This is a genomic window from Cupriavidus sp. CP313, from assembly GCF_054072015.1.
The window spans coordinates 173,638-196,930 of record NZ_JBSVZB010000001.1 but is presented as its reverse complement, the minus strand read 5'-3'; the positions used below and the strand labels follow the sequence as shown (position 1 = coordinate 196,930).

Here is a 23,293-nt window from a genome sequence, read left to right as displayed (position 1 = left end):
GCCTCACTGCGCACGGGCGCCCGAAGCCGCAGGCGTTTCAATGGGTTTCGCAGGCGTTTCAACGGGCTTCGCGGGCATTCCGCCGGGCTTGGCGGGCGTCCCGCCGGGTGTCGCCAGCGCGTCCAGCGCCTTGGCCGCCGCCAGGTGCTGCGGGATCATCAGCCCTTCACGCGCTGTTGCCACGGCGATCTGCGCGCCCTGGGCGCTGCCGCGGGCGACAAAGTCGCGCCCGTGGCGGTAGACCAGCCGCGTCAGCTCGGCCACTTCGGTATCGGACAGGTCCGTCCCGGTCACCAGGATCGCCGCCGTGGCGATGGTACGCACCGGCGCGTGCAGGCCGGGATAGGTGCCCGGCGCGATGGTGGCGCGGAAATAGCCCGCCTTCTGCCCGACCATCGCGGTGATGACCCGTTCGTCCAGCGGCAGCAGCCGCAGCGGCATTTCGCCCAGCGCGTCGCGGATGCTGTCGGCAGGCACGCCGATCACCTGGATCACCGCGTCGACCTGGTTCTGGCGCAGCGCCACCAGCCCGGTGCCCAGCCCCACTTCCTCGGCCTTGAAGTCCTTGTCCGTCAGGCCGTGCGCAGCCAGCACGCGCAGCGCGGTCACGCGCGAGGCTGAGCCGCGCTCGCCCACGGCGATGCGTTTGCCGCGCAGCTCGGACACCGAGCGGGCGGGATCGCCGTCGCGCACCAGCACGTGCACGGGCTCGGGGTAGAGGCTGCCGATGGCGCGCAGCGAGGCTTGCGGGCCGTCGGCGGCAAACACGCCCTTGCCCTCGTAGGCTTCCAGCGCCGCATCGCCCTGCGCCAGCGCCACTGAGACCTTGCCCGCGCGCAGCAGCCGCAGGTTCTCTTCACCGCCGTGCGTGACCAGCGGGATCGCGCGCACGCGGGCCCCGTCCACCAGCGCCTTCGCAAAGCGCAGGTACTGGCCGTGTTCGGCGCCGGCGGCAATGGCATAGCCCTCGTTGACCCGTGCCAGCCGCGCGCGGATGTTGGCGTGCGCGGTGGTCAGCTCTTGCTCGATCACGGCGCGCTGTGCCGGCGAGGCGTCTTTCTGCACGGACTCGATCACCTTGCGCATCGCGTCCAGGATCGCCGCCGGGCCGCTTTGCGCGTTGGTGGCGACGGCCGGGGCTTCAGTGGGGCGGTAGCCGGCCGGCAGCACGCCGACCCAGCGCTCGCCGTCGCGCCGGTACAGCGCCGTGCCATGCGCGCGGATGATGTCGCCGGCCTTGTTGCCGCCGCTGGTGATGCCGGTGATGCCGCGCGGGCCCGCGCCCAGCGCCGACACCAGCCCGGCCACACCGGGCGAGTCCCACGCGCCGAAGTCGTAGTCGCGCAGCAGCTTCAGTTCCGCGTCGAAATACACCACGCGGCGGGTTTCGCCGGCCGGGGCCTTGGTGTCGGCCTGCGAGCCGCGCCGGTCCAGGCCGGCCAACTCCACCGTGCCCGGCGGCAGCGCCTGCGCCAGCCGCTCGTTGATGCCGGTGCGAATGCCGTCTGCGGGCGGGCCGCCGCCGCAGCCTGCCAGCCAGGCGCTGGCCAGCAAGGCAAAGAGAAGGGTGAGGAGGGCGCGGCGCATGTCAGCCTCCGATCAGCGGCAACGCCAGCAGCATGGTCAGCACGAAGGCGTTCATCAGGTCGACGAAGAACGCGCCGGCCAGCGGCGTGATCAGGTAGCTGGTGGGTGCCGGCCCGTAGCGGGCCGTGATGGCGCGCATATTGGCCATGGCGGTGGCGGTCGACCCCATGTTGAAGCCGATAAAGGCGGCCGAGGTGACCGCGGCCTCGTAGTCGCGCCCCATGAAGCGGAAGCACACCAGCACCACATAGAGGATGATGAAGACCACCTGCATGGCAATGATCAGCAGGAAGGGGCCGGCGGACAGCGCCACCTCGGCCAGGTCCAGTGCCATCATGGTCATTACCAGGAACAGCGACAGGCAGACATTGGTGATCAGGTCGGTGGCGCGGTCGTCAAAGCGCAGCCCGATAAAGGGCAGCAGGTTGCGGATGGCGATGCCGAGCATCATGCACCACAGGAAGCCGGGGATGGTGATGGGGCCGGCGGGCATCTGCGCGGCGATCCAGCGCCCGCCGATCACCGCGGCCAGCATGCCGGCCAGCGCCGCCAGCGCACCGACGGTGGTGATGGGCGAGATGGCGGCGGCTTCTTCCTCGGTGTCGCCGGCCTCGCGCGCGGTCGAGCGCAGCTTGTAGCGCGAGATCAGGTACTGCGCCACCGGGCCGCCGATGATGCCGCCCACGATCAGGCCGATGGTGGCCACCGTCATCGACAGGTCCATCACCGCCTGCAGGTTGTTGACCTCGGCAAAGCGCTCGGCATAGGCGGCGCCGGTGCCGTGGCCGCCCACCAGCGTGATCGATCCGCTCACCAGCCCGAAGATGGGGTGCAGGTCCAGCGTCCTGGCCATGGCCACGCCTACCACGTTCTGCACCACGATATAGGGCAGCAGGATGATCAGGAAGATCACCAGCGCCTTGCCGCCGCGCTTGAGCATGCGCAGGTCGGCGCAGAGCCCGACGCCGCCGAAGAACATCAGCAGCAGCACCGGCTTCATGCCGGGATCGATCACCACGCGGAAGTCCGCTGCCGCCACCGCCACCGAGGCGATGATCGCGAACAGCAGCCCGCCGGTGACAGGGTCGGGAATGTTGTAGCGCGACAGCACGCCGACGCTGCGGTTGACCAGCGTGCCGATCAGCAGCACCACGACGGCAGTCAGCAGCGAGCCCAGCAGGTCGAGGTTCATCGGGGGCGTCCTGGCGGATAGGGTTGCGGGGTAATGCCATCGGGCGCCGCTGGCCGTGCCGGGGGTGCACTGGCCGCCGGCAGTGCCTGACGGGGAGCATGCATCACTACGGGTTGTAGACGCGCGGGTGGAATAAGGCAAGGAAAGGATGGGGCGGGGGCCGCCCCAGGCGCCGGCTCAGCGCGCCCGCAACGCGTCCACGATATTCATCCGCGCCGCCCGCACCGCCGGCAGGAAGCCGCCTGCCAGCCCCATCACCATCGAGAACGCCAGCGTCTGCAGCGCGATGGCCGGGGTCAGGATGAAGCGGAACGACAGGTCCGCGAAGGTCTGGAAGTTGGTGGTCGAGAACGACGCGAACTGCATCAGCGCGGCGCATGCGAGCCCCGCGATGCCGCCCACCAGCCCCAGCAGCGCGGCTTCGATCAGGAAGGCGGCCAGCACGTTGACGCGCTTGAAACCCAGCGCGCGCAGCGTGCCGATCTCCGCCACGCGGTTGGCCACCGAGGCGTACATGGTGATCATGGCGCCGATCATCGCCGCGACCGAAAAGATGGTGGACAGCGTGAAGCCCAGGATATTGATAAAGCTGGACAGCGCCTTGGACTGGTCGCTGTAGAAGGTCTGCTCGCGCTTGGCCTCGTCCGCCAGCCGCGGGTCGACGTCGATATCGGCGCGAAAGCGGTCGAACAGCGCCGTATCCGCCAGCCGCACCACCATCGACGAATACGCATTGCGCCGGAACGACTGCATCAGCTGATCCACGTCGCCCCAGATCTCGGAGTCGAAGCCGCTGCCGCCGGCGTCGAAGTGGCCGACCACGGTCCAGTCGCGCTGGGCAAAGCGCAGGTGCTCGCCGATCTGCACCCCGGCAAAGCCGCGGGCGATGCTGCTGCCGACGATGATCTCGGACGAGCCCGGCCGGAACATGCGCCCGGCCACCAGCCGCACCTGCGGGCGCAGGTCCATGCCCGGCGGCGAGATGCCGCGGATCACCACGTTGGACGGCTGCCCGGTGCTGGTCTTGGTGAGCGAGATCAGCACCACCGCCTCGCGCGAGGCCAGCGGCCGGCCCGCGGCGCTCATGGCCACGGCCGGGTGCATCTCCATGATGCTGGCCTGGTCGCGGGCGACCGCGCTCTGGATCTCGGTCTCGGCGCCCTTGCGGATCAGCACCACGTTGTTCTGCTCGCCGGTGGTGACCAGGGTCTTCTTCAGGCCGGCGTCCAGCATCAGCATGGTGGCAAAGACAAAGACCACCAGCGCCAGCCCGCCCGCGGTCAGGGCGGTGGTCAGGCGCCTGGCCCACAGGTTGCGCGCGATATAGGTCAGCGGGATCGCCACGTCAGCCTCCGTGCGCTAGCCGATGGCCCGCAGGCCCTCGACGATGCGCACGCGCGCAGCCTGCACCGCCGGCACGATGCCGGCAAAGACGCCCACCGCCAGCGCGCAGGCCGCCTGCAGCTGCATGGTCTGGGGCGACACGGTGAAGACCGGGAATACGCCGCCCACTGCCTGCTTGAAAGCGCTTGCCACCGGCGGCGTCGCCAGCATGCCGAGCGCGCCGCCGGCCACGCAGATCGCCAGCGACTCGCCGAACACCAGCAGCGCCAGGAAGCCAGGGCCGAAGCCCAGCGCCTTGAGCGTGGCGTATTCCACGGTGCGCTCGCGTGCGCTCATCGCCATGGCGTTGGCCATCACCGCCATGATGATCACGATCACCACGTAGGACACCACGCGGATCGCCGCGATGATCTGGTTGGACATGGCGACAAAGCCCAGCTGGAAGGCCTGCTCGGTCTCGGTCAGCGTTTCTGCCAGCGAATTGCGGAACACCGCATCGACATTGCGCGAGATCGCGGCGGTGTTGTCGGGGTTGTCCACGCCCAGCACAAAGACGCCGACCTGGTCGGCCTGGCGCGGGGTGCGCTTGCGCACGGTCTCGTTCAGGTATTCCCAGTGGAATACCATCTGGCGCGTGATGGTGCTCTCGTCGCGCCCCTCCATGATGCCGCGCACCACGAACTCCCAGGTGCCGGGGTAGATGGTGCCCTTGATCGGGACCACGTCGCCGAGCTTGAAGCCGAACTGGTCGGCCAGCTGGCGCCCGACCAGCGCGCCCTTGCGGTCGCGCTGGTAGTCGGCGCGCTGCTGGTCGGGCACGATGAATTCCGGGTAGAGGTCGAGGTAGTTGTCGGATACCGCGAACTGCGCGAAGAAGTTCTTGGGATCACGATAGACGCCGCCGAACCAGTTGGAGCGCGCCACCGAGGTCACGCCGTCGACGCCCTTGATGCGGCTTTCGTAGCTCAGCGGCAGCGGAAACACCAGCGAAATCGCATTGCGCGTCACCAGCCGCGCGCTGGACGCTGCCGACGCGCCCGCATACCAGGCGTCGATCACCGTCTGCAGCAAGCCGAACGCCAGTACCGCGATCACCAGCCCGAACACCGTCAGCGCGGTGCGCAGCTTGTGCCGCAATGCATTGCGGGTGATCAGCTTGAGCGCGTACATAAGGGATCAGGCAACCTCGCCACGGATCAGCTCTCCCTTCTCCAGGTGCACCAGCGATCCGGCCGCGGCGGCGGCGTGCGCATCGTGCGTGACCATGATGATGGTCTTGCCGGCATCGGCATTGAGCCGCTGCATCATCGCCAGGATCTCGGCGGCGGAGGTGCGGTCGAGGTCGCCGGTGGGCTCGTCGGCGACGATCAGCGCGGGGTCGGTGATCAGCGCGCGCGCAATGGCCACGCGCTGCTGTTGGCCGCCCGAAAGCTCCGATGGGTAGTGGCTCATGCGGTCGGCCAGGTTGACCATGTCCAGCACCAGTTCTACGCGCGCACGACGCTCCGCGCGCGGCAGGCTGGTCAGCATCAGCGGCAGCTCCACGTTCTCGAACGCGGTCAGCACCGGCATCAGGTTGTAGAACTGGAAGATAAAGCCGACATTGGCGGCGCGCCAGTCGGCCAGCTCGGCTTCCGGCAGCCGCGTGATGTCCAGCCCCGCGACGTGCAGCGTGCCGCTGTCGGGCCGGTCGATGCCGGCGATCAGGTTCAGCAGTGTGCTCTTGCCCGAGCCGGACGGCCCCATCAGCGCAACGAAATCGCCTTCGCCGATATCGAGCGAGATATCGGTCAGCACCGGCACGGTCTGCACGCCGCGCCGGTAGGATTTGGCGACGTGGCTGATCTGCACCAGGGGCGCGGCGGCGCTCATGCGGTCCCCTTCAGTTGGCCTCGTCACGGCTTGGCCACGGTGATGCGGTCGCCGTCGCTGAGATCGTCGCCGGGCGACAGCACCAGCACGTCGCCGGGCTTGACGCCCTGCACGGCCACCAGCTCGCCCAGCTTGTTGCCGCTCTTGACCTGCACCTCATGCGCACGGCCGTCCTTCACCACATAGGCCAGCTCCCGGCCCTGGCGCGTGACCACGGCGGCGGGCTGCACCGCCACCACCGGCTGGCGGTCCTGCGCCGAGGCTGCGCGCGACAGGAAGGCGATCTTGGCGCTCATGTCCGGCAGCACGCGCGCATCGCGGTCGACAAAGCGCACCTTGACCAGCACGGTGGCCTTGGAGCGGTCCACCGTCGGCACGATGCGCGACACCTGCCCGGCCATCCGCAGCCCCGGCAGCGCATCCAGCAGCAGCTCGCACGGCTGGTCGGCGCGGATCTTGCCGATATTGGATTCGGCGACATCGGCTTCCACCTCCAGCGTCTCCATGTCGGCGATGGTCACGATCGCGCCCTTGGTGTCGGCGGCGGCAGAGAAGGGGGTGATGTTGTCGCCCACGTTGGCATGCTTGACCAGCACCACGCCATCGAAGGGCGCGCGGACCACGGTTTGCTGCACCGCGACCTCGGCCGCGCGCGCATTGGCCTGCGCCGAGGCGATCGACGCGCGCGAACTGTTGACCGAGGCCCGCGCCTTGTCAAAGCGCGCCACGTCGGCGTCGTACTGGGTGCGCGAGATGGCGTTCGGCACGATCAGGATCTTCGAGCGGCGCAGGTTCACCTCAGCGTCCTTCAGTTCGGCCTGCTGCAGCGCCAGGTTGGCCTGCGCCACCTGGACCTGTGCCTGGGCCTGCGCGAACGAGGCGGCGACGTCCTTGCTCTCCAGCCGCGCGATGATCTCGTCCTTCTTCACGTGCGAGCCCTCCAGCACGCCCAGCCATTCCAGCCGGCCCTGCGCCTTGGACGCGACCGCCGCCTTGCGCTGCGGCACGACATAGCCGGTGGCATTGAGCATGGTGAAATTCTGCGTGGGATAGGCGGAGGTGACGGTGGCGGTCTGCACCGCCTGCGGCCCGGCCAGCTTCATGGCGATGCCGATCAGGGCCAGCACGACCAGCGCGATCACTGCATAGCGCAGCCACCTGCGCCGGGGGCGGATGCTGGCGCCGGCCGCGGCGGCGCTCCGGTCGATTTTCAGCCTGGACAGGTCGTGGTCAGCCACTGCGCGCTTCCTCTCGCTGTGATGGGCGGGGCTCTCAGTATAGCGGCGCGTGAAAGGGTGTCCATTGCCCGCGAGCAAGGGGGAAAACCGCCTGGGCGGCTAGTGACTGGTCTCCACCGCCAGCTTCAGCTTTGCCAGCGCGAAATCCCATTGCCGCCCGATCGCTTCCAGCGACCGGCGCGCGGCTTCGACCTGGCCGGGCTCGAACTGCCACAGGCGCTCGCGGCCGGCGCGGCTGTCGCGCACCAGCCCGGCCTGCGCCAGCACCTGCAGGTGCTTGGTGACCGCCTGGCGCGTCATGGCGCTGCCCGCGGTCAGCTGCGCGATCGACATCGCGCCGCCCGCGCACAGCGCTGCCACCAGCTGCAGCCGGGTTTCGTCGCCAAGCGCGGCGAAGACGGTCGCCGCATCGCGCAGTTCCAGCGCGGGTGGGGTTTCAGGCTGCGCCGCTGACATGCTTCTGGATGTTTTCCATCTGCCCGTCCCAGCCGCCGCTGTTCATGCGGAAGGCCTCCATGCGGCGTTCGGGCGGGATCTGGTCGAAGCCGGATTCGACCACGGTCAGCAGCGTGCCGCCTTCGGCTTCCTTGAGCTCGAACACCACCAGCGTGGGCGGCTCGGCCGAATAGTCGCGGCCGCGCTCCATTGGCGCCGGATGCCAGCGCCAGGACAGCAGCCTGGGTGGCTCCATGCGCTCGACCTCTACGTCGAACTTCAGGTATTCATAGCCGGGATAGGTGATGCTGCCCACGGCCCGCTGGCCGGGCGCGAAGGTCACGCCGTCGAATTTCACGCCAAACCAGCTGCCGAAGGTGTCGGCGTCGGCCAGCGCGTGCCAGACGCGTTCGATGGGGGCGGCCAGCAGGATGCTGCGCTCGATGCGGTCGGTGGATGATGCCATGTCCGGTCTCCTTGTTCAGGCATGAATAGGCAACTCTTTGGTGGCATGTTAGGAGACCGGACAGAGAAATGCAACCAAAAGGTTGCGAGTAAATATGGGCGCGCAGGCACATGGAGTTTGGCGCGGCAAGGGTTTTCGTGCCTGCTCTGCATCGCTAGTGTTTCATTATTACGATGTGGAGAAACAAATGTTGCACTGATTCGGGCCATGTCCCTATACTGCAAATGCGTAGCCGGGTCCAACCCAGGTACTGAACGGGATATCGCGCTGACGCGCGGCCAAGCATCACCACCACACCATCATGACCCACGTATTCCATCGCAATCCGCGCCAGAAGCTGCCCGTTGCCGTTGCCGGCCAGGGCATCGAACTGATCGACAGCGAAGGCCGGCGCTATCTGGACGCCTCCGGCGGCGCCGCCGTGTCGTGCCTGGGGCACGGCCATCCGCGCGTGATCGAGGCGATCAAGGCGCAGCTCGACACCATCGCCTACGCGCATACCTCATTCTTCACCACCGAGGTATCGGAGACCCTGGCTGACACGCTCGTGCAAGCGGCGCCGGGCGACCTGGACCATGTCTACTTCGTCTCGGGCGGCTCCGAAGCGGTGGAGTCGGCGCTGAAGCTGGCCCGCCAGTATTTCGTCGAAGCGGGGCAGCCCAGCCGCCGCCACTTCATCGCGCGGCGCCAGAGCTACCACGGCAACACCCTGGGCGCGCTGGCCATCGGCGGCAACGCCTGGCGGCGCGAGCCCTTCCTGCCGCTGCTGGTGCCGGCGCACCACGTGTCGCCGTGCTATGCCTACCGCGACCAGCAGGCCGGCGAGACCGACGCGCAGTACGCACAGCGCCTGGCCGACGAGCTGGAAGCCAAGATCCTGGAACTGGGCCCCGACACCGTGGCCGCCTTCGTCGCCGAAACCGTGGTGGGCGCCACCGCCGGCGCGGTGCCGCCGGTGGGTGACTACCTGAAGCGCATCCGTGCCGTGTGCGACAAGTACGGCGTGCTGCTGATCCTGGATGAAGTGATGTCAGGCATGGGCCGTACCGGCTACCTGTTCGCGTGCGAAGAGGATGGCGTGGTGCCCGATATCGTCACCATCGCCAAGGGCCTGGGCGCCGGCTACCAGCCGATCGGCGCGATGCTGTCGACGCGCAGGATCTATGACGCCATCGTCGGCGGCAGCGGTTTTTTCCAGCATGGCCACACCTATATCGGCCATGCCACCGCCTGCGCCGCGGCGCTGGCGGTACAGCGCACCATCGCCGAAGACAACTTGCTGGCCAATGTGCTGGCGCGCGGCGAGCAACTGCGCGCACGGCTGCGCGAGGCGCTTGGTGATCATCCCAACCTGGGCGATATCCGTGGACGCGGCTTGTTTGTTGGCGTGGAGTTCGTGGCCGACCGCGACAGCAAGGCCACGCTCGATCCGGCGCTGAAGACGCATGCGCGGCTGAAATCCGCCGCGATGCAGAACGGCCTGCTGGTCTATCCGATGGGTGGAACGGTCGACGGCGTGCATGGCGACCACGTGCTGTTCGCACCACCGTTTATTTGCACGCCGCAGGATATCGACCGGATTGTCGAGCGCTTTGCGGCGGCGGTGCAGACGGTGCTGCCGGCTAGCGTGACGGCCTAAGTCGCTGAAGACGTCAGCTTGCCGCCGGTTTTCTCCCCTCTCCCGCTTGCGGGAGATGGGCAGGGGGTGAGGGCAGGCACTGGCAGACCACCGGCCTTACTCCGTGGAGACTCCCGCCCTCACCCCAACCCTCTCCCGCAAGCGGGAGAGGGAGCACACAGTCAGATCTCAATCCGAAGTGGCTACATTAGGCGAACGCAGCAACCTGCCTGAATGCGCCATGCCCCGGCGCTTGTGCCGACGCCGGTTCGGCATCCAGCTTGAACTCGCCCACCACGCGCTGCAGCTCAGTGGCCTGGCCCGCCAGTTCGTGCGAGGCGCTGGCCGCCTGCTCCACCAGCGCCGCATTCTGCTGCGTCACGGTGTCCATCTGCGCCACCGCCTCATTGACCTGCGCAATCCCGGCGCTTTGCTGTTCAGATGCCGCCGTAATCTCGCCCAGCAGCCCGGTCACGCTGGCCACTGCCTGAACGATCTCCTGCATGGTCTCCCCGGCCTGGCCCACCAGCGCCGAGCCGCTGTCCACCTGCTGCACCGAATCGTCGATCAGCTGCTTGATCTCCCGCGCCGCCGACGCACTGCGCTGCGCCAGCGTGCGCACCTCGCCCGCCACCACGGCAAAGCCGCGGCCCTGCTCGCCCGCGCGCGCCGCTTCCACCGCGGCGTTCAGCGCCAGGATATTGGTCTGGAAGGCAATGCCTTCGATCACTTCGATGATGTCCGTGACCTTGCGCGAGCTGGCGCTGATCGCCGACATGGTCTGCACCACATTGCCCACCACTTCGCCACCGCGCGCGGCGATGCCCGATGCGGTTGCCGCCAGCCCGTTGGCGGCGCGCGCGCGTTCGGTGTTCTGCTGCACCATCGAGGTCAGCTCGCCCATGCTCGACGCGGTCTCTTCCAGCGCCGCCGCCTGCTCTTCCGTGCGCTGCGACAGGTCGGTATTGCCCGCGGCAATCTGGTGCGAAGCGGCGGTGATCGAATCAGTGGAAGCGCGGATGCGTGTCACCAGATCGGTCAGCATGTCTTCCATCTCGCCCAGGCCGCCCAGCAGCCGGCCAAACTCGCCGCCGCGCTCGGTGTCGAACTCCTGGCTGAGGTCGCCCGCCGCCACGGTTTCGGCAATGTAGACGGCTTCGGACAACGGCGCCTCGATGCTGCGCGCCAGCGCCCAGACCGCGCCCACCGCCAGGCATAGCCCACCCACGCCCAACGCGATCAACAGGCGCCGCGCATCGGCCGCATCCTGCATCCGCGGCAAGGCCACCGCGATCCCGATCGCCATCAGCGACCACATGGCGCCAAACGCCGCGCCCAGGCGTATGCGAATCCCCAGGTTCTGCATGTCTCTCTCCCGTTTCCACCCCAGAAGTGCAGGCACGGCGTGCCGGCTGCCTGTCTTGCCAATGTCTTCGCTGGCCAACTCTTGTTTAACGGCCGGGACGGTGCGGTCTTTAGCAGTTTCCTGGGCAAGCCGGCCTACGCCGCCGCCGCGTAGTCCGGGCGCGGGTCATCGGTGCCATCACCATGCGGTTGGGCAGCGAGAGCGCGCCGAGGGGCAGGGGGCTGAACAGCTGCGGGGCGACCATGGTTGGGTTCCTCGTGGGAGCAGTGTGTCGATGCGCCATCGTCCCACCGGCCTTTCCTTTGAAAAACCCCGCATCATTTGCTGCGGCTATCAATTAAAATTTGAAGATCACAGCCAGCCCCGGGAATCGACTTATGAAGGCCCTGCAAGACCTGGATATCTTCGTGCGCACCGCCGACAGCGGCAGCCTGTCGGCCGCCGCGCGGGCGCTGGACCTGACGCCGGCCGCCGCCAGCGCCGCGCTCAAGCGGCTGGAAGCGGAACTGGGTGTTCAACTGTTCGTGCGGTCCACCCGCACCATGCGCCTGACCCAGGCGGGTGAACTGCTGCTGGCACAAGGCCGGCCGGCGCTGGACGCGTTGCAGCAGGTCGGCCAGCAACTGGCCACCGGCGTGCAGGCATTCCGCGGGGCGCTGAAGCTGTCGGCAACCTCGGATTTCGGCCGCAACCTGCTGCTGCCGTGGCTCGACGCCTTCCAGGCCCGGCACCCACAGGTGGAGATCCGTCTGCACCTGACTGACCGCATCGCCAATATCTACAGCGATCCGGTGGACGCGGCGTTCCGCTATGGCGAGCCGCCGGACTCCAACCTGGTCGCCTTGCCGGTGGCGCCCGACAACCGCCGCGTGCTGTGCGCGTCGCCGCAATACCTGGCGCAGCACGGCACCCCGGACACGCCGCAGGCGCTGTCGAAGCACAACTGCCTGTGCTACATGCTCGGCGACGAGGTGCATGACCGCTGGCGCTTCTGGCGCCATGGCACCGATGCGGTCACGGTGCGCGTGCGGGCCTTCAACGTCTCCAACGACGGCGACGCGGTGCACCGCTGGGCGCTGCTCGGCAAAGGGATCGCGTACAAGGCTTATTTCGATGTGGCCGAGGACCTGGCCGAAGGGCGCTTGCAGGCGCTTTGCACGGACTGGGGCACCGAGGCGTCGCCGCTGTACATGGTGGTGCCGGGGCGGCGGCAGGTGACGCCGCTGCTGCGGGTGCTGCGGGATTTCGTGGCGGAGCGGACGGCGGAGCTGGCGGCGCTCGTTGCCCGATAGGGGGGGCGGGAGTGGCGGCATGCCCACTGGCGTGCCGTCTGGGTGCCCGTTTTGCGCTTAGTCCACCTGCGCTCCCGATGCCTTCACGATGCGGGCCCACTTGTCCATGTCGGACGCCAGCATCTTGCTGAACTGCTGCGGCGTGCCCGTCATGACTTCGGCGCCCTGTGCCGCCAGCTTGTCGCGCAGGGTCTTGTCCGCCAGGATCTCCTGCATGGTCTGGCCGAGCTTCTGGGTCACGTCCTTCGGCGTGCCCTTGACCGCGAACAGGCCGACCCAGAGGTCGCCGCTATAGCCGGGCACGGTTTCGCTGATCGCGGGAATGTCCGGCGCGAACGGCGAGCGCTTGGCGGAGCTGACGCCGAGCGCGCGCACCTTGCCCGCCTTGATATGGGCCAGCACCGACGGCAGGCTGGCGAAGGCCAGCGGCACCTGGTTGCCCAGCACATCGTTCAGCGCCGGCGCGACGCCCTTGTAGGGCACGTGTTCGAGCTTGATGCCGGCCATGCTGTTGAGCATCTCGCCCAGCAGGTGGTTCAGCGTGCCATTGCCGGCGGAGGCATAGCGATAGTAGTCCGGCTTGGCCTTGGCCATCGCGATCAGCTCGGGCAGCGACTTGGCGGGGAAGGCGGGATTGGCCACCAGCACGTTCGGCACGCTTGCCACCGGTGCGATCGGCTCGAAATCCTTGACCGGATCGAACGGGATGCTCCGGTACAGCGACGGGTTGATGGCCTGCGTGCTGCTGATGGTCATCAGCAGCGTGTAGCCGTCCGGCGTGGCGCGGGCCGCTGCCTGGGTGCCGATATTGCCGCCGGCGCCCGGGCGGTTTTCCACCACCACCTGCTGGCCGAGCCGTTGCGACAGGGTCGCGGCGACCAGGCGCGCGACGATATCGTTGGTGCCGCCCGGCGCCTGCGGCACGATCATCTGGATGGGCTTGGACGGATAGGGGTCGGCGGCGAGGGCCCTGGCGCTGAACAGCGGCAGGCAGGCGGCCAGGGCAGCGGCGGCTGCCAGGGCGCGGCGGGTGCGTTGCATGGTGTCTCCTGGAGTTGCGGGGCCGTGAATGCCGGCCCAGGCTGGTGGCAACTCTAGCCGACTGCCGCGCCGGCGTGAAATTCAATCGCCGACTACGGGCATAAGTTTTATTGATCGGCTGCAGGCGGCGGAATGAGCGACTTGAGCGACCCGCCCGCCGCAATGCGCTCGGCCACCAGTTCACGCAGCACCTCCGCCACGGCCTCGGCCGCGCTGGTCCGCGGCAGCGCGCGTGGCCAGCACAGCGACAGCGTGCGGCGCAGTTCCGGCACGATCAGGTGCCGCGGCACTTCGCTGTCCGCGTCGGACAGCGACGACGCGGGCAGGATGGTGCAGGCCAGGCCCTCGCGCGCGGTCGCCAGCAGGAAGGGCAGCGAATCCAGGTCGGCCACCACGTTCAGCGGCACGCCGGCCTGCGCGAAGGCAAGCTCGACCACTTCGCGCAGGCCCTGCGAGCCGCTTGGCAGCACGAGTGGCAGGTCGCCCAGTGCCTTGATCGCAACCGTAGTGCCTTCTGCGCTGGCCTGCGCCCGAGACTTCAGTTGCGCCTTCCCACGCCCGCGCGCCATGGGAAGCGTGCCGACCACGTAAAGCGATTCGCTTGCCAGCCGCTCCAGTTCCACCGCGCGCGACGGCACATCGCGGAACAGGATGGCGAAATCCAGCCGGTTGTGGTCCAGCAGCTCCGAGATATAGCCGCTCATGCTCTCGAACAGCTGAAGCCGGATCTGCGGATAGCGTGCGCGCACGGCGCGGATCAGCGGCATGCCGAATGCCGCTGCCGCCGTGGTGGGCAGGCCGATGGCAACCATGCCGGTGACATCCGTGCCCGCCACCCGGGCCTCGGCACCGGCGATCTCCACCTGCCGCAGGATATTGCGGGCGTGGCGATAGAGCGTGCGGCCGGCTTCCGTGGGCTTGACGCCTTTGGCGCCGCGGTGGACCAGCGGCACGCCCAGCTCTTTTTCCAGCGCCGCCAGTTGCTGGCTGAGTGCGGGCTGCGCCACGCAGACCACTTCGGCTGCCCGCGTCAGGCTGCCCTGGTCGACGATGGCGATGAAATAGCGCATGGCGCGCAGGTCCATGGCAGGCTCCGGGAGAATTCCAAAGTATTCATTTTACTTATGATCCCCTCGGCAATCGGTATTTCCCAGGTGCGGCCCGGTCCGGTAGATTGCCGTCAGGACATTGCGCAAAACCGGATACCACCATGCCCCATCCCCTCGAAGGCATCACCGTCGTTTCCCTGGAGCAGGCGATCGCGGCCCCGTTCTGTACTCGCCAGCTGGCGGACCTGGGCGCGCGCATCATCAAGATCGAGCGGCCTGGCAGCGGCGACTTTGCCCGCGCCTACGACACGCGCGTGCGCGGCTTGTCGTCGCACTTCGTCTGGACCAACCGTTCCAAGGAGAGCCTGACGCTCGACGTCAAGCACGCAGCGGCCGGCCCCGTGCTGGCCGGACTGCTCGAACGCGCGGACGTGCTGGTGCAGAACCTCGCGCCCGGCGCGGCCGCGCGCCTGGGCCTGGACTTCGACAGCCTGAGCGAAAAGTACCCGCGCCTGATCGTGTGCGATATCTCGGGCTATGGCAGCGACGGCCCGTACCGCGACAAGAAGGCCTACGACCTGCTGGTCCAGAGCGAGTCCGGCTTTGTCTCCGTGACCGGCACGCCGGAGGACGGCGTCAAGGCCGGTGCCTCGGTGGCCGATATTGCGGCCGGCATGTATGCCTATACCAATATCCTCGCCGCGCTGCTCGAACGCGGCAAGACCGGGCGCGGCAAGCGCATCGACATCTCGATGCTGGAATCGATGGTGGAGTGGATGGGCTTCCCGCTCTACTATGCCTTCGATGGCGCCGAGCCGCCGCCGCGCGCGGGCGCGGCGCACGCCACCATCTATCCCTATGGCCCGTTTCCGACCGGCGATGGCAAGACCGTGATGCTGGGACTGCAGAACGAGCGCGAGTGGGTCGTGTTCTGCGAGGCAGTGCTGGGCGAACCCGATCTCGCCATGCATCCCGACTTTGCCAGCAACAGCCTGCGCAACCAGAACCGCGCGGCGCTGCGCGCGCGCATCGTCGACAGCTTCTCGGGCCTGACCGCCACCGAAGCGGTCGACCGGCTGGAGGCCGCCAAGATTGCCAATGCGCGGGTCAATACCATCGCTGACGTCTGGGACCACCCCCAGCTGGCGGCGCGCCAGCGCTGGCGCCAGGTCGACACGCCGGTGGGTCCCGTGCCGGCGTTGCTGCCGCCGGGCATGACCGAGGCACGCATGGACCCGATTCCGTCGCTCGGCGCGAGCACCGATGCCATCCTGGCCGAGCTGGGCCAGACCGCGGCGCAGATTGCCGCGTTGCGCTCGGTCGGCGCAGTCTGAAAGGAGCAGCCATGCCGATCGCCAATCCGCGCAGCTACCTGTTTGTCCCGGCCTCGCGTCCGGAGCGCATCGCCAAGGCGATCGGCTCCGGTGCCGATGCCGTCATCGTCGACTTCGAGGATGCGGTCGCGCCCGCTGACAAGGGGCCGGCCCGCGACGGGCTTGCCGCCCCATGGGTGGCGCTGGGCGAACAGGCAGCGGCGGCTGGCGTCGCCATGCTGGTGCGCGTCAACGGGGCCGATACCGCGTACTACGAAGACGATCTCGCCTGGTGCCGCGCACAGGGTGTCGCCGACATCGTGCTGCCGAAGGCCAACCCGGCCGGCGCAGACGCGCTGGCTGCGGCATTGCCCGGTGTGCGCTGTTTCCCGCTGGTCGAGAACGCCGCCGGCTTCGCCGGTTTGCGCGAGCTGGCCCGTGCCGGCGGCGTGGTCCAGCTGCTGTTCGGCAGCATCGACCTGATGTTCGATCTCGATGTGCAGGACGACGGCGAAGCGCTGCACTACTTTCGCAGCCGGCTGGTGCTCCATTCCCGCGCGGCGGGTTTGCCCGCGCCCGTGGATGGCGTCTGCACCGCGATAGGCGATGACGCCGCGCTTGCCGCGGAAACGCGCCGCGCCCGGAACTTCGGCTTTGGCGCCAAGCTGCTGATCCATCCGGGCCAGGTCCGCGGCGTGCACGACGGACTGACGCCGTCGGCCGATGAACGGCACTGGGCCGAGCGTGTCATGGCCGCGGCCACCGCTGCGGATGGCGCTGCGGTGGCAGTCGACGGCAAGATGGTGGATCGTCCGGTGCTGGAACGTGCGCGCCGGATCCTGGCCGGCGCCTAGTCCACCACCGTCAGTCCAGCCGCTTGCCCGCCGTCTCCGGCACCATCGCCAGCCCGACCAGCGAAATCAGGCCGCAGCCGATCACATACAGCGCGGGCGCGCTGGCATTGCCGGTCAGCTCGATCAGCCAGGTGGCGATCAGCTGCGCGAAGCCGCCGAACACCAGCACGCCGATGCAATAGACCACCGACAGCCCGCTTGCCTTGCCCCGCTTGCGCGAAGGCACGCTGGACTTTGCGGTGGGGCCGTTCACGGCGGCGATGTCCACGCAGGAATTCGAGTGCGAGCCGCTGCTTGCTTACACCTCGTGTGTGATCGCGCGGCGTGGGCACCCGTGCGCGGGTGAGCGGTCGCTGCACGGATTGCTGGAGCAGGACTGGGTTGTCAACTACACCGCGGCCAGCTACGAGTCCTTTATGCGCAACCTGTTCTGGCAGCATGAAGCGCGCATCGACCCGGCGCGGCTGCATTGCGCGCATTCCACCGCGCTGGTGCTGGAGCTGATCCGCAATGCCGGCATGATCAGCTATTGCCCGCGGCCGCTGCTGCTGACCGAGCCGATGGGCGGCTGGGTCCACGCCTTTGCGCTGGCCGAGCAGTTCGAGACCAGCCGGCTCGGCGTCATCACGCGCCACAACGCGGTGCGCAGTCCCGCGGCGCAGTGCTTCACCGACTGCCTGCTGCAGGAAATCCGGCGCCGCGCGCGCTCGGCGGCGCAGAAGGACAGCGAGTTGTTCGACGAGCTGGAAGTTTTGTACTGACCGCCCAGGCTCGCGACTGCCCCGGAAAAGAAAATCGGCCCCATGGGGGCCGATGAGTCTGGGTGCGACGAGATCAGGCAGCTTCTTTCAGTTCAGCCAGCGCACGCCGGCCGGCGACCAGTTGCTGCGCCACTTCGGCCACGCGGGCACCCAGGTGCTCGGCGGTGCGCAGGTCGGCCAGCGGCGGCACCACGTCGGCGCTTTCATCGGCGTTGGACTGCGCGGCGGCGCCCAGGAAGAAGCCGTGGCGGTTCAGCGAGTCCTCGGTCGACTTGGAGTTGTTGTGGCCCGGGGGCAGGCCCAGGTTGACCCAGTGCATGCCGTGCTGCGCCGCGAAGATCGCGATCTGCTGCAGCGTGGCCAGCTTGTCGCCGGAGCGTGAGGCCGCGTTGGTGAAGCCGGCTGCGACCTTGTTGGCCCACTTGCCGCCCTTGGCAAAGACATTGCGCGAGGTGGCGTCCATAAAGCCCTTGAACTGTGCCGAGGCGCTGCCCATGTAGGTCGGCGCGCCGAAGATGATGGCGTCCACCTGCTCCAGCGTGTCCCAGTGCTGGTCGATGTCCTCGACCGGAATCAGCAGGCTTTCTGCGCCTGCGACATTGCCGGCGCCGCGCGCAACGGCCTGGGCCTGCTTGGCGGTGTGGCCGTAGCCGCTGTGGTAGACGATGGCGACGCGGGTGTGTGCGGTGGTCATGATGGCGGATCCCTAGGTAGTTGCGAAGATCTGAATACCCTTATGCTGCATCGCGTGGTGGACTGGTGCGGTTGCGGCGGGTGGTGAAAGGAGTGTAGGGAGCCGTAGGGTTGGTTGCGTGAGCGTCTATGCAATCAGTTGTTGAATTTTCCTGAACATCTGGAATCCGGCCCCGGCATTGTCTCTTCCGCGGGTTTTTCCCGCAGCCATGCGCGTGGCAATAGTGCTGTGGACACGATAAAGTTGCGACACATTCACCTGTGCCCGGCGCCCCCACCCTCCGCGCCAGAACCCGCAACCGCTTCCGATCCCTTGACATCCTCCCCTCCCTAAAGGGAGGAGATTCCCTCTGCAGGCGATCGATGTCCCGATCGGGCAAGGATATTTAGCGCAGCGTTCACATCACGATCATGTACAGCACCGCATTCACTGCATACCCACTGCCTTATTCCGAGGTCTGCGATACCTTTCGGCCTCTCCGGCGGCATCGTGCCGCACGAAGAACAAACCTGGGTAGTGAAACGTTCGTCGACTTCCTCATACCACGCGCCATGCGCAATCGCCTTGTACGCGAGCATTGTGCGGAAGGACGACCAGCCCGCATCGAGGACGGACTTCGCCATGCTGGTCCTGGCGAGGCCGGCGGCATTCACGTTACCCACCGCAATGTAGTCAAAGTCCCGCACGATGCGATGCGAGAGCTTGTGCAGGAAGTCACGCCGCGCATTGGTGATGCGCGCGTGGAGGTTCGTGGCCTGTCGTTTCTTGCGCGCACGCTGCGCTTTGGCAAGGGCTTGCTCGAGTTGGCCAAGGTGGCGCGGATTCTCGATCTTCTCGCCGGTGGAGAGTGTGGCAAGGTCCTTCAAGCCAAGATCGATTCCGACGCCGCATGCCGGGGACCGGGCCTGGGTGTCGGCAACTTCAATCACGATATTCAGAAACCAGTTGCCCCGGGCGTCGCGGGAGAAATTCGTACCGTCCTTGATCTTGCCTTCGGGAAGGGGACGGGAGCTGAAAACGCGAAACGTATTGCCAGCAAAGCGGAACGCATCGCCAGAACGCTTGAGATCTCGCCCCTTGAGGGGTACCCAACCGAGGGACCTGCGACCGCGATAGCGCAGGTACGGCCGGCGGTGCTGGCTACGCGACTTGGCGTACTGCTCGCAAACCGCGTTGACGGTACCCGAATGGATGCCAAGCTCCTTGCTGCTGCCGGTCGTCAACACGTTCAGGTCGAAACCCGTTGGCCACTTCTTGCCCCATTTGAGCGCGTGCTTCTGCGTGTCATTGCAGAAGTTCCAGACGTAGTTCACTACGCGGCTCTGCTGATTGAGCAGGCCGTAAAGCGACTTTACCCGGTAGCGATAGACGAGAAGCATGCCGGTCATTCTAATTTGGGATTGCTTGCTGCCGGCAGCACTCCTTTCACTCCCCGCACTGAAAGCCGGGGTTTCTCGGAGCAAGTCTGATGAAACCAGGCGGCAGGCAGATTTTGGCGGTCCGGCAGCAGCGCCGTTCCGGTATCCCCCGCATCGCGTTCGCGAACCGCTCCGCGCTGGCGTTCGCCGCGCTGGTCCTGGCCAGCGCCGGCGCGCGTGCCGCCGACCCGCCCGGCACGGCAGTGGCCGCTGCCACCGCCGAAACGCTGCCCGACGTGGTGGTCAGCGCCAGCCGCAGCGAGCAGCGCCGCTTTGACGCGCCGGCGGCGGTGGACAGCGTGCCGGTCGATCCGCTGCGCAGCGCCACGCCGCTGGTGAACCTGTCCGAGGTGCTGGCCGGCGTGCCGGGCGTGGCGGTGCGCGACCGGCAGAACTACTCGCAGGACCTGCAACTGGCGGTGCGTGGCTTTGGCACGCGCTCTACCTTCGGCGTGCGTGGCGTGCGCTTGTATGTCGACGGCATCCCCGCCACCATGCCGGACGGGCAGGGCCAGGCTTCCACTGCCGACCTTGCCAACGCCAGCCGCGTCGAGGTGCTGCGCGGCCCGTTTGCGCAGATGTATGGCAATGCGTCGGGCGGCGTGGTGCAGGTGTTCACGCCCGATCCGCCCAAGGATGGCTTTAGCGGGCGCGCGTCGACGGGCTTCGGCTCGGATGGCCAGTGGCAGGCGGGTATCGCGCTGGCCGGCGGCAACGACCGGCTCGGCGGCTCGCTCGATGCCTGGACGTACCAGACCGACGGCTACCGCGACCACAGCGCGGCGCGCCGCTACCAGCTTAATGCCAAGGTAGTGGCGCAGCCGGCCAGCGGCACGCGCGTGACCGGCCAGTTCAACTATTTCAACCAGCCGCTGGCGCAGGACCCGCTGGGGCTCACGCGCGCGCAGGCCGATGCCAACCCGCGCCAGGCGGTGCCCGCCGCGACCCAGTTCGATACCGGCAAGAACGTCGAGCAGGCCCAGGCCGGCGTGGTGGTGGACCACCAGCTGACCGGGACCGACAGCTTGTCGGCACGCCTGTACGGCGGCACGCGCAACCTGTACCAGCGGCTGGGCTTCAGCGGTGCCGCGCCGAATTCGGCCGGCGGCATCGTCGACCTGGACCGCACCTACGGCGGCGCCGCGCTGTCATGGAGCCGGCGCACCACCACCGCCGCCGGCCTGCCGCTGCTGTGGAGCGCCGGGCTGGAAGCCAACGGCATGCGCGACGGCCGCAACGGCTACGTCAACCAGAACGGCACGCAGGGCGCGCTGCGCCGCGACGAGACCAATACCGCGACCGACCTTGGCGCCTTTGCACAGTTCGACTGGAGCTTCCACCCGGCGTGGCAACTGGTGGGCGGCGTGCGCGCCAGCCGGGTGCGGCTTGGCATTGACGACCTTTTCATCAATGCGGCCAGCCCCGATGACAGTGGCAGCGCGACCTACAGCAACGTCAGCCCCGTGCTTGGCGTGGTGTGGCACGCGCTCGATTCCCTCAACGTCTACGCCAACCTCGGCCGCGGCTTCGAGACACCGACGCTGACCGAAGTCGCCTACGGCCCCGGCGGCGTCGGCAGCAACCTGGGGCTGCAGGCCTCCACCAGCCGCCAGGGCGAGGTCGGCATCAAGTGGCAGGCGGCGGGGCAGCGGCTGGAGGCGGCGCTGTTCGATGCCGACAGCCACGACGAAGTGGTGCCGCAATCGAACAATGCCGGGCGCACCGTCTACCAGAATGTCAGCGGCGTGCACCGGCGCGGCCTCGAACTGGGCTGGCGCGGCGGCTTTCTCGGTGAGGTGGGCACGCCGGGCAAGGGCGGCGGCAGCCGTATCGAGGCAGGACTGGCCTATACCTGGCTCGATGCTTACTTTGGCGACAGCTTCGTCAACGCGCAGGGCCAGACCGTGGCGGCCGGCAACCGCCTGCCCGGCACCGCGCGCCACAGCCTGGGCGCGGACCTGTCATGGCGGCCGGCAGCGCCGCTGACGCTGGGGGCCGAGATGCGCGTGGACAGCCGCGTCTACGCCGACGACCTCAACACGCAGGCGGCGCCAGGCTATGCGGTGTTCAACCTGCGCGCCGGCTATGAGTTCCGCATCGGCCCGACCCGGCTCTACGTCTTCGGCCGCATCGATAACCTCACCGACCGGCGCTACATCGGCTCGGTGATTGTCAACGAGGCCAACGGGCGGTATTTCGAACCCGCGCCGGGGCGGCGCTTCTTCGTGGGCCTGCGCGCCGCCCTCTGAGCCGCGCCGGATAACGCTCAGCCTGTGGCTAGCTCCTGACCAGCAGCACCGGGCAGTGCGCGTGGGCAAGGACTCGCCTGGCCACCGAGCCGATGATGGCATCCAGGAAGCCGCCGCGGCCGTGCGATCCCATCACGATCAGGCTGGCGCCTATGCTGCCCGCATACTCGACGATGCGGGTCGGCGCGAAGCCGACGAAGCCATGGCACTCGAAAGCGATACCGGCTTCGCCCAGGATGCTGGCCACGGACTGCATCGCCTTGTCGTTCTGTTCGCGATGCCAGGCATCGAGGGTGGACCGGTCGATGAAGGTCTTGATGTCGCCAGCCACATCCGGCTCGCAGTGCACCACGTGCACCACGAAATCGCGGCTGAGCAGGGGATTCTGTACCAGGTAGCGCGCGGCCGCGTCGCTATAGGCCGACCCGTCGGTCGCAAGCAGGATCTTGTTCATGCATCGCTCCTTAGAACCCGTTTCTCATGTGCGCCGGTTGCCAGCCCTGCGCTGGCGCGACGCGCAGTGGCCACCCAGCTCGTCGCCGGCGTGCGCAAGTGTCCGCCGGGCCCTGGCCTGGCTGACCAGGACCGACACCAGCAACGTCATGGCGACGGCGCCGAGAGACCAGTGCACCGGCACATGGAACCACGGCTCGGCCAGCATCTTGGCGCCGATAAAGGCCAGCACGATGGCCAGGCCGTACTTCAGGTAGTGGAAATGCTGCGCCAGGTTGGCCAGCAGGAAATACAGCGCCCGCAGCCCCATGATGGCGAAAATGTTCGAGGTGAAGACGATGAACGGGTCGGTGGTGACGGCGAAGATGGCCGGAATGCTGTCGACGGCAAACACCAGGTCGGTCGCTTCGACCAGCAGCACCACCAGGAACATCGGCGTCGCATGGCGCAGGCCGTCCATGCGCACGAAGAAGCGCTCGCCGTGATAGTCCGCGGTGATCCGCATATGCGCGCACAAGAAGCGAACGATGGGATTGCGCGAGAGATCGGGGGCACGCCTGGAGACGAACAGCATCTTGATGCCGGTGAACAGCAGGAACACGCCGAACACGTACAGGATCCACGAGAATTCGCTGATCAGCCACACGCCGAGCAGGATCATGACAGCGCGCATCACGATGGCACCGACCACGCCGAACAGCAGCACCCTGCGCTGCAACTCCGGCGGCACCGCGAAATAGCCGAAGATCATCGCGAACACAAACATATTGTCGACCGACAGCGACAGCTCGATCAGGTAGCCGGTATAGAACTCCAGCACCTTGCGGTCTGCGGCCTCGCGTCCGGCGCTTCCGGCCAGCAGCCACCACAGCGCGATGCCGAAGAGCACGGCCAGCGTCGACCAGGCCAGGGTCCAGCCCAGCGCCTCGCGCGTTGAAACGCGGTGCGCGTGCCGGCCGCCAAGGACGAACACGTCCACCACCAGCGTCCCCAGCACCAGGACCAGGAAGCCGGCCCACATCGGGGCGGTGGCAAAGGTATCCATGCCGCT

Annotated in this window: 21 protein-coding genes and 1 pseudogene; 6 read left to right on the top strand and 16 right to left on the bottom strand. The window is 67.8% G+C overall.

Going from position 1 to position 23,293, the window contains the following annotated elements:
- Nucleotides 1-3: 3 nt before the first annotated feature.
- The 8 genes from ACW4E8_RS00895 to ACW4E8_RS00860 all read right to left on the bottom strand — a co-directional run bounded on the left by ACW4E8_RS00895 (nt 4) and on the right by ACW4E8_RS00860 (nt 8,134).
- Entirely contained in the window at nt 4-1,587 is a 1,584-nt protein-coding gene (locus ACW4E8_RS00895; RefSeq protein WP_456802790.1) for a TAXI family TRAP transporter solute-binding subunit, read from the bottom strand.
- A 1-nt stretch (nt 1,588) separates the two neighbouring features.
- Nucleotides 1,589-2,779, bottom strand: coding sequence for a sodium/glutamate symporter (gene gltS / locus ACW4E8_RS00890; RefSeq protein WP_456802789.1), 1,191 nt, complete (start codon nt 2,777-2,779; stop codon nt 1,589-1,591).
- A gap of 177 nt (nt 2,780-2,956) precedes the next feature.
- On the bottom strand, nt 2,957-4,123 hold the full coding sequence (locus tag ACW4E8_RS00885; protein ID WP_456802788.1) for an ABC transporter permease: 1,167 nt from the start codon (nt 4,121-4,123) through the stop codon (nt 2,957-2,959).
- A gap of 15 nt (nt 4,124-4,138) precedes the next feature.
- Nucleotides 4,139-5,293: an ABC transporter permease gene (locus tag ACW4E8_RS00880; RefSeq protein ID WP_456802787.1), complete on the bottom strand. Its 1,155-nt coding sequence runs from the start codon at nt 5,291-5,293 to the stop codon at nt 4,139-4,141.
- 6 nt (nt 5,294-5,299) lie between these two features.
- Entirely contained in the window at nt 5,300-5,995 is a 696-nt protein-coding gene (locus tag ACW4E8_RS00875) for an ABC transporter ATP-binding protein (protein ID WP_456802786.1), read from the bottom strand.
- Between the two features lie 23 nt (nt 5,996-6,018).
- A complete protein-coding gene (locus ACW4E8_RS00870) occupies nt 6,019-7,233 on the bottom strand; it encodes an efflux RND transporter periplasmic adaptor subunit (RefSeq protein ID WP_456802785.1) in 1,215 nt (404 codons plus the stop codon).
- A gap of 99 nt (nt 7,234-7,332) precedes the next feature.
- The gene (locus ACW4E8_RS00865; protein ID WP_456802784.1) at nt 7,333-7,689 is read right to left on the bottom strand and encodes an ArsR/SmtB family transcription factor; all 357 of its coding nucleotides are present in this window, start codon (nt 7,687-7,689) and stop codon (nt 7,333-7,335) included.
- Nucleotides 7,670-8,134 carry an SRPBCC family protein gene (locus ACW4E8_RS00860; protein WP_456802783.1) on the bottom strand — a complete coding sequence of 155 codons (465 nt, stop codon included), beginning with the start codon at nt 8,132-8,134 and terminating at the stop codon, nt 7,670-7,672. Before ACW4E8_RS00860 ends, ACW4E8_RS00865 begins: the two co-directional genes overlap by 20 nt.
- 301 nt (nt 8,135-8,435) lie before the next feature.
- Between ACW4E8_RS00860 and ACW4E8_RS00855 the strand changes: the two genes are divergently transcribed.
- Nucleotides 8,436-9,773, top strand: a complete 1,338-nt coding sequence (locus ACW4E8_RS00855) for an aspartate aminotransferase family protein (protein WP_456802782.1) — start codon at nt 8,436-8,438, stop codon at nt 9,771-9,773.
- 187 nt (nt 9,774-9,960) lie between these two features.
- Here the strand turns inward: ACW4E8_RS00855 and ACW4E8_RS00850 are convergent, their stop codons facing one another.
- Nucleotides 9,961-11,118, bottom strand: a complete 1,158-nt coding sequence (locus tag ACW4E8_RS00850; protein WP_456802781.1) for a methyl-accepting chemotaxis protein — start codon at nt 11,116-11,118, stop codon at nt 9,961-9,963.
- Between the two features lie 377 nt (nt 11,119-11,495).
- On the opposite strand from ACW4E8_RS00850, the gene ACW4E8_RS00845 reads away from it, so the two are divergent.
- Nucleotides 11,496-12,410, top strand: a complete 915-nt coding sequence (locus ACW4E8_RS00845) for a LysR substrate-binding domain-containing protein (RefSeq protein ID WP_456802780.1) — start codon at nt 11,496-11,498, stop codon at nt 12,408-12,410.
- A gap of 57 nt (nt 12,411-12,467) precedes the next feature.
- Here the strand turns inward: ACW4E8_RS00845 and ACW4E8_RS00840 are convergent, their stop codons facing one another.
- Both ACW4E8_RS00840 and ACW4E8_RS00835 read right to left on the bottom strand, forming a co-directional pair.
- Nucleotides 12,468-13,451, bottom strand: a complete 984-nt coding sequence (locus ACW4E8_RS00840; protein ID WP_456802779.1) for a tripartite tricarboxylate transporter substrate binding protein — start codon at nt 13,449-13,451, stop codon at nt 12,468-12,470.
- Nucleotides 13,452-13,558: 107 nt separating this feature from the next.
- Complete coding sequence (locus tag ACW4E8_RS00835; RefSeq protein WP_456802778.1) at nt 13,559-14,536, bottom strand: LysR substrate-binding domain-containing protein; 978 nt, start codon at nt 14,534-14,536, stop codon at nt 13,559-13,561.
- Between the two features lie 125 nt (nt 14,537-14,661).
- Between ACW4E8_RS00835 and ACW4E8_RS00830 the strand changes: the two genes are divergently transcribed.
- Together ACW4E8_RS00830 and ACW4E8_RS00825 are read left to right on the top strand one after the other, a co-directional pair.
- Entirely contained in the window at nt 14,662-15,834 is a 1,173-nt protein-coding gene (locus ACW4E8_RS00830) for a CaiB/BaiF CoA transferase family protein (RefSeq protein WP_456802777.1), read from the top strand.
- Nucleotides 15,835-15,845: 11 nt separating this feature from the next.
- A complete protein-coding gene (locus ACW4E8_RS00825) occupies nt 15,846-16,667 on the top strand; it encodes an HpcH/HpaI aldolase/citrate lyase family protein (protein WP_456802776.1) in 822 nt (273 codons plus the stop codon).
- A 10-nt stretch (nt 16,668-16,677) separates the two neighbouring features.
- Here ACW4E8_RS00825 and ACW4E8_RS00820 read toward each other — a convergent pair.
- Nucleotides 16,678-16,881, bottom strand: a pseudogene (locus tag ACW4E8_RS00820) (MFS transporter); the annotation flags it as partial.
- Nucleotides 16,882-16,906: 25 nt separating this feature from the next.
- Here ACW4E8_RS00820 and ACW4E8_RS00815 point away from each other — a divergent pair.
- The gene (locus ACW4E8_RS00815) at nt 16,907-17,428 is read left to right on the top strand and encodes a LysR substrate-binding domain-containing protein (RefSeq protein ID WP_456802775.1); all 522 of its coding nucleotides are present in this window, start codon (nt 16,907-16,909) and stop codon (nt 17,426-17,428) included.
- 73 nt (nt 17,429-17,501) lie between these two features.
- On the opposite strand, the gene ACW4E8_RS00810 is transcribed toward ACW4E8_RS00815, so the two are convergent.
- Both ACW4E8_RS00810 and ACW4E8_RS00805 read right to left on the bottom strand, forming a co-directional pair.
- Nucleotides 17,502-18,122, bottom strand: coding sequence for a flavodoxin family protein (locus ACW4E8_RS00810; protein WP_456802774.1), 621 nt, complete (start codon nt 18,120-18,122; stop codon nt 17,502-17,504).
- Nucleotides 18,123-18,451: 329 nt separating this feature from the next.
- On the bottom strand, nt 18,452-19,501 hold the full coding sequence (locus ACW4E8_RS00805; protein ID WP_456803018.1) for an RNA-guided endonuclease InsQ/TnpB family protein: 1,050 nt from the start codon (nt 19,499-19,501) through the stop codon (nt 18,452-18,454).
- Between the two features lie 89 nt (nt 19,502-19,590).
- Between ACW4E8_RS00805 and ACW4E8_RS00800 the strand changes: the two genes are divergently transcribed.
- Nucleotides 19,591-21,789: a TonB-dependent receptor family protein gene (locus ACW4E8_RS00800; RefSeq protein WP_456802773.1), complete on the top strand. Its 2,199-nt coding sequence runs from the start codon at nt 19,591-19,593 to the stop codon at nt 21,787-21,789.
- 28 nt (nt 21,790-21,817) lie between these two features.
- Here ACW4E8_RS00800 and ACW4E8_RS00795 read toward each other — a convergent pair whose 3' ends face one another.
- Together ACW4E8_RS00795 and ACW4E8_RS00790 are read right to left on the bottom strand one after the other, a co-directional pair.
- On the bottom strand, nt 21,818-22,243 hold the full coding sequence (locus ACW4E8_RS00795) for a universal stress protein (protein WP_456802772.1): 426 nt from the start codon (nt 22,241-22,243) through the stop codon (nt 21,818-21,820).
- A gap of 24 nt (nt 22,244-22,267) precedes the next feature.
- Nucleotides 22,268-23,287: a TerC family protein gene (locus ACW4E8_RS00790; protein ID WP_456802771.1), complete on the bottom strand. Its 1,020-nt coding sequence runs from the start codon at nt 23,285-23,287 to the stop codon at nt 22,268-22,270.
- Nucleotides 23,288-23,293: the final 6 nt, after the last annotated feature.

Bases quoted from the DNA above. Each gene is read 5' to 3' on its own strand.
- ACW4E8_RS00895 (WP_456802790.1), bottom strand. From the start codon at position 1,587: ATGCGCCGCGCCCTCCTCACCCTTCTCTTTGCCTTGCTGGCCAGCGCC.
- gltS (WP_456802789.1), bottom strand. From the start codon at position 2,779: ATGAACCTCGACCTGCTGGGCTCGCTGCTGACTGCCGTCGTGGTGCTG.
- ACW4E8_RS00880 (WP_456802787.1), bottom strand. From the start codon at position 5,293: ATGTACGCGCTCAAGCTGATCACCCGCAATGCATTGCGGCACAAGCTG.
- ACW4E8_RS00875 (WP_456802786.1), bottom strand. From the start codon at position 5,995: ATGAGCGCCGCCGCGCCCCTGGTGCAGATCAGCCACGTCGCCAAATCC.
- ACW4E8_RS00865 (WP_456802784.1), bottom strand. From the start codon at position 7,689: ATGTCAGCGGCGCAGCCTGAAACCCCACCCGCGCTGGAACTGCGCGAT.
- ACW4E8_RS00860 (WP_456802783.1), bottom strand. From the start codon at position 8,134: ATGGCATCATCCACCGACCGCATCGAGCGCAGCATCCTGCTGGCCGCC.
- ACW4E8_RS00855 (WP_456802782.1), top strand. From the start codon at position 8,436: ATGACCCACGTATTCCATCGCAATCCGCGCCAGAAGCTGCCCGTTGCC.
- ACW4E8_RS00850 (WP_456802781.1), bottom strand. From the start codon at position 11,118: ATGCAGAACCTGGGGATTCGCATACGCCTGGGCGCGGCGTTTGGCGCC.
- ACW4E8_RS00845 (WP_456802780.1), top strand. From the start codon at position 11,496: ATGAAGGCCCTGCAAGACCTGGATATCTTCGTGCGCACCGCCGACAGC.
- ACW4E8_RS00840 (WP_456802779.1), bottom strand. From the start codon at position 13,451: ATGCAACGCACCCGCCGCGCCCTGGCAGCCGCCGCTGCCCTGGCCGCC.
- ACW4E8_RS00835 (WP_456802778.1), bottom strand. From the start codon at position 14,536: ATGGACCTGCGCGCCATGCGCTATTTCATCGCCATCGTCGACCAGGGC.
- ACW4E8_RS00830 (WP_456802777.1), top strand. From the start codon at position 14,662: ATGCCCCATCCCCTCGAAGGCATCACCGTCGTTTCCCTGGAGCAGGCG.
- ACW4E8_RS00825 (WP_456802776.1), top strand. From the start codon at position 15,846: ATGCCGATCGCCAATCCGCGCAGCTACCTGTTTGTCCCGGCCTCGCGT.
- ACW4E8_RS00810 (WP_456802774.1), bottom strand. From the start codon at position 18,122: ATGACCACCGCACACACCCGCGTCGCCATCGTCTACCACAGCGGCTAC.
- ACW4E8_RS00805 (WP_456803018.1), bottom strand. From the start codon at position 19,501: ATGCTTCTCGTCTATCGCTACCGGGTAAAGTCGCTTTACGGCCTGCTC.
- ACW4E8_RS00800 (WP_456802773.1), top strand. From the start codon at position 19,591: ATGAAACCAGGCGGCAGGCAGATTTTGGCGGTCCGGCAGCAGCGCCGT.
- ACW4E8_RS00795 (WP_456802772.1), bottom strand. From the start codon at position 22,243: ATGAACAAGATCCTGCTTGCGACCGACGGGTCGGCCTATAGCGACGCG.
- ACW4E8_RS00790 (WP_456802771.1), bottom strand. From the start codon at position 23,287: ATGGATACCTTTGCCACCGCCCCGATGTGGGCCGGCTTCCTGGTCCTG.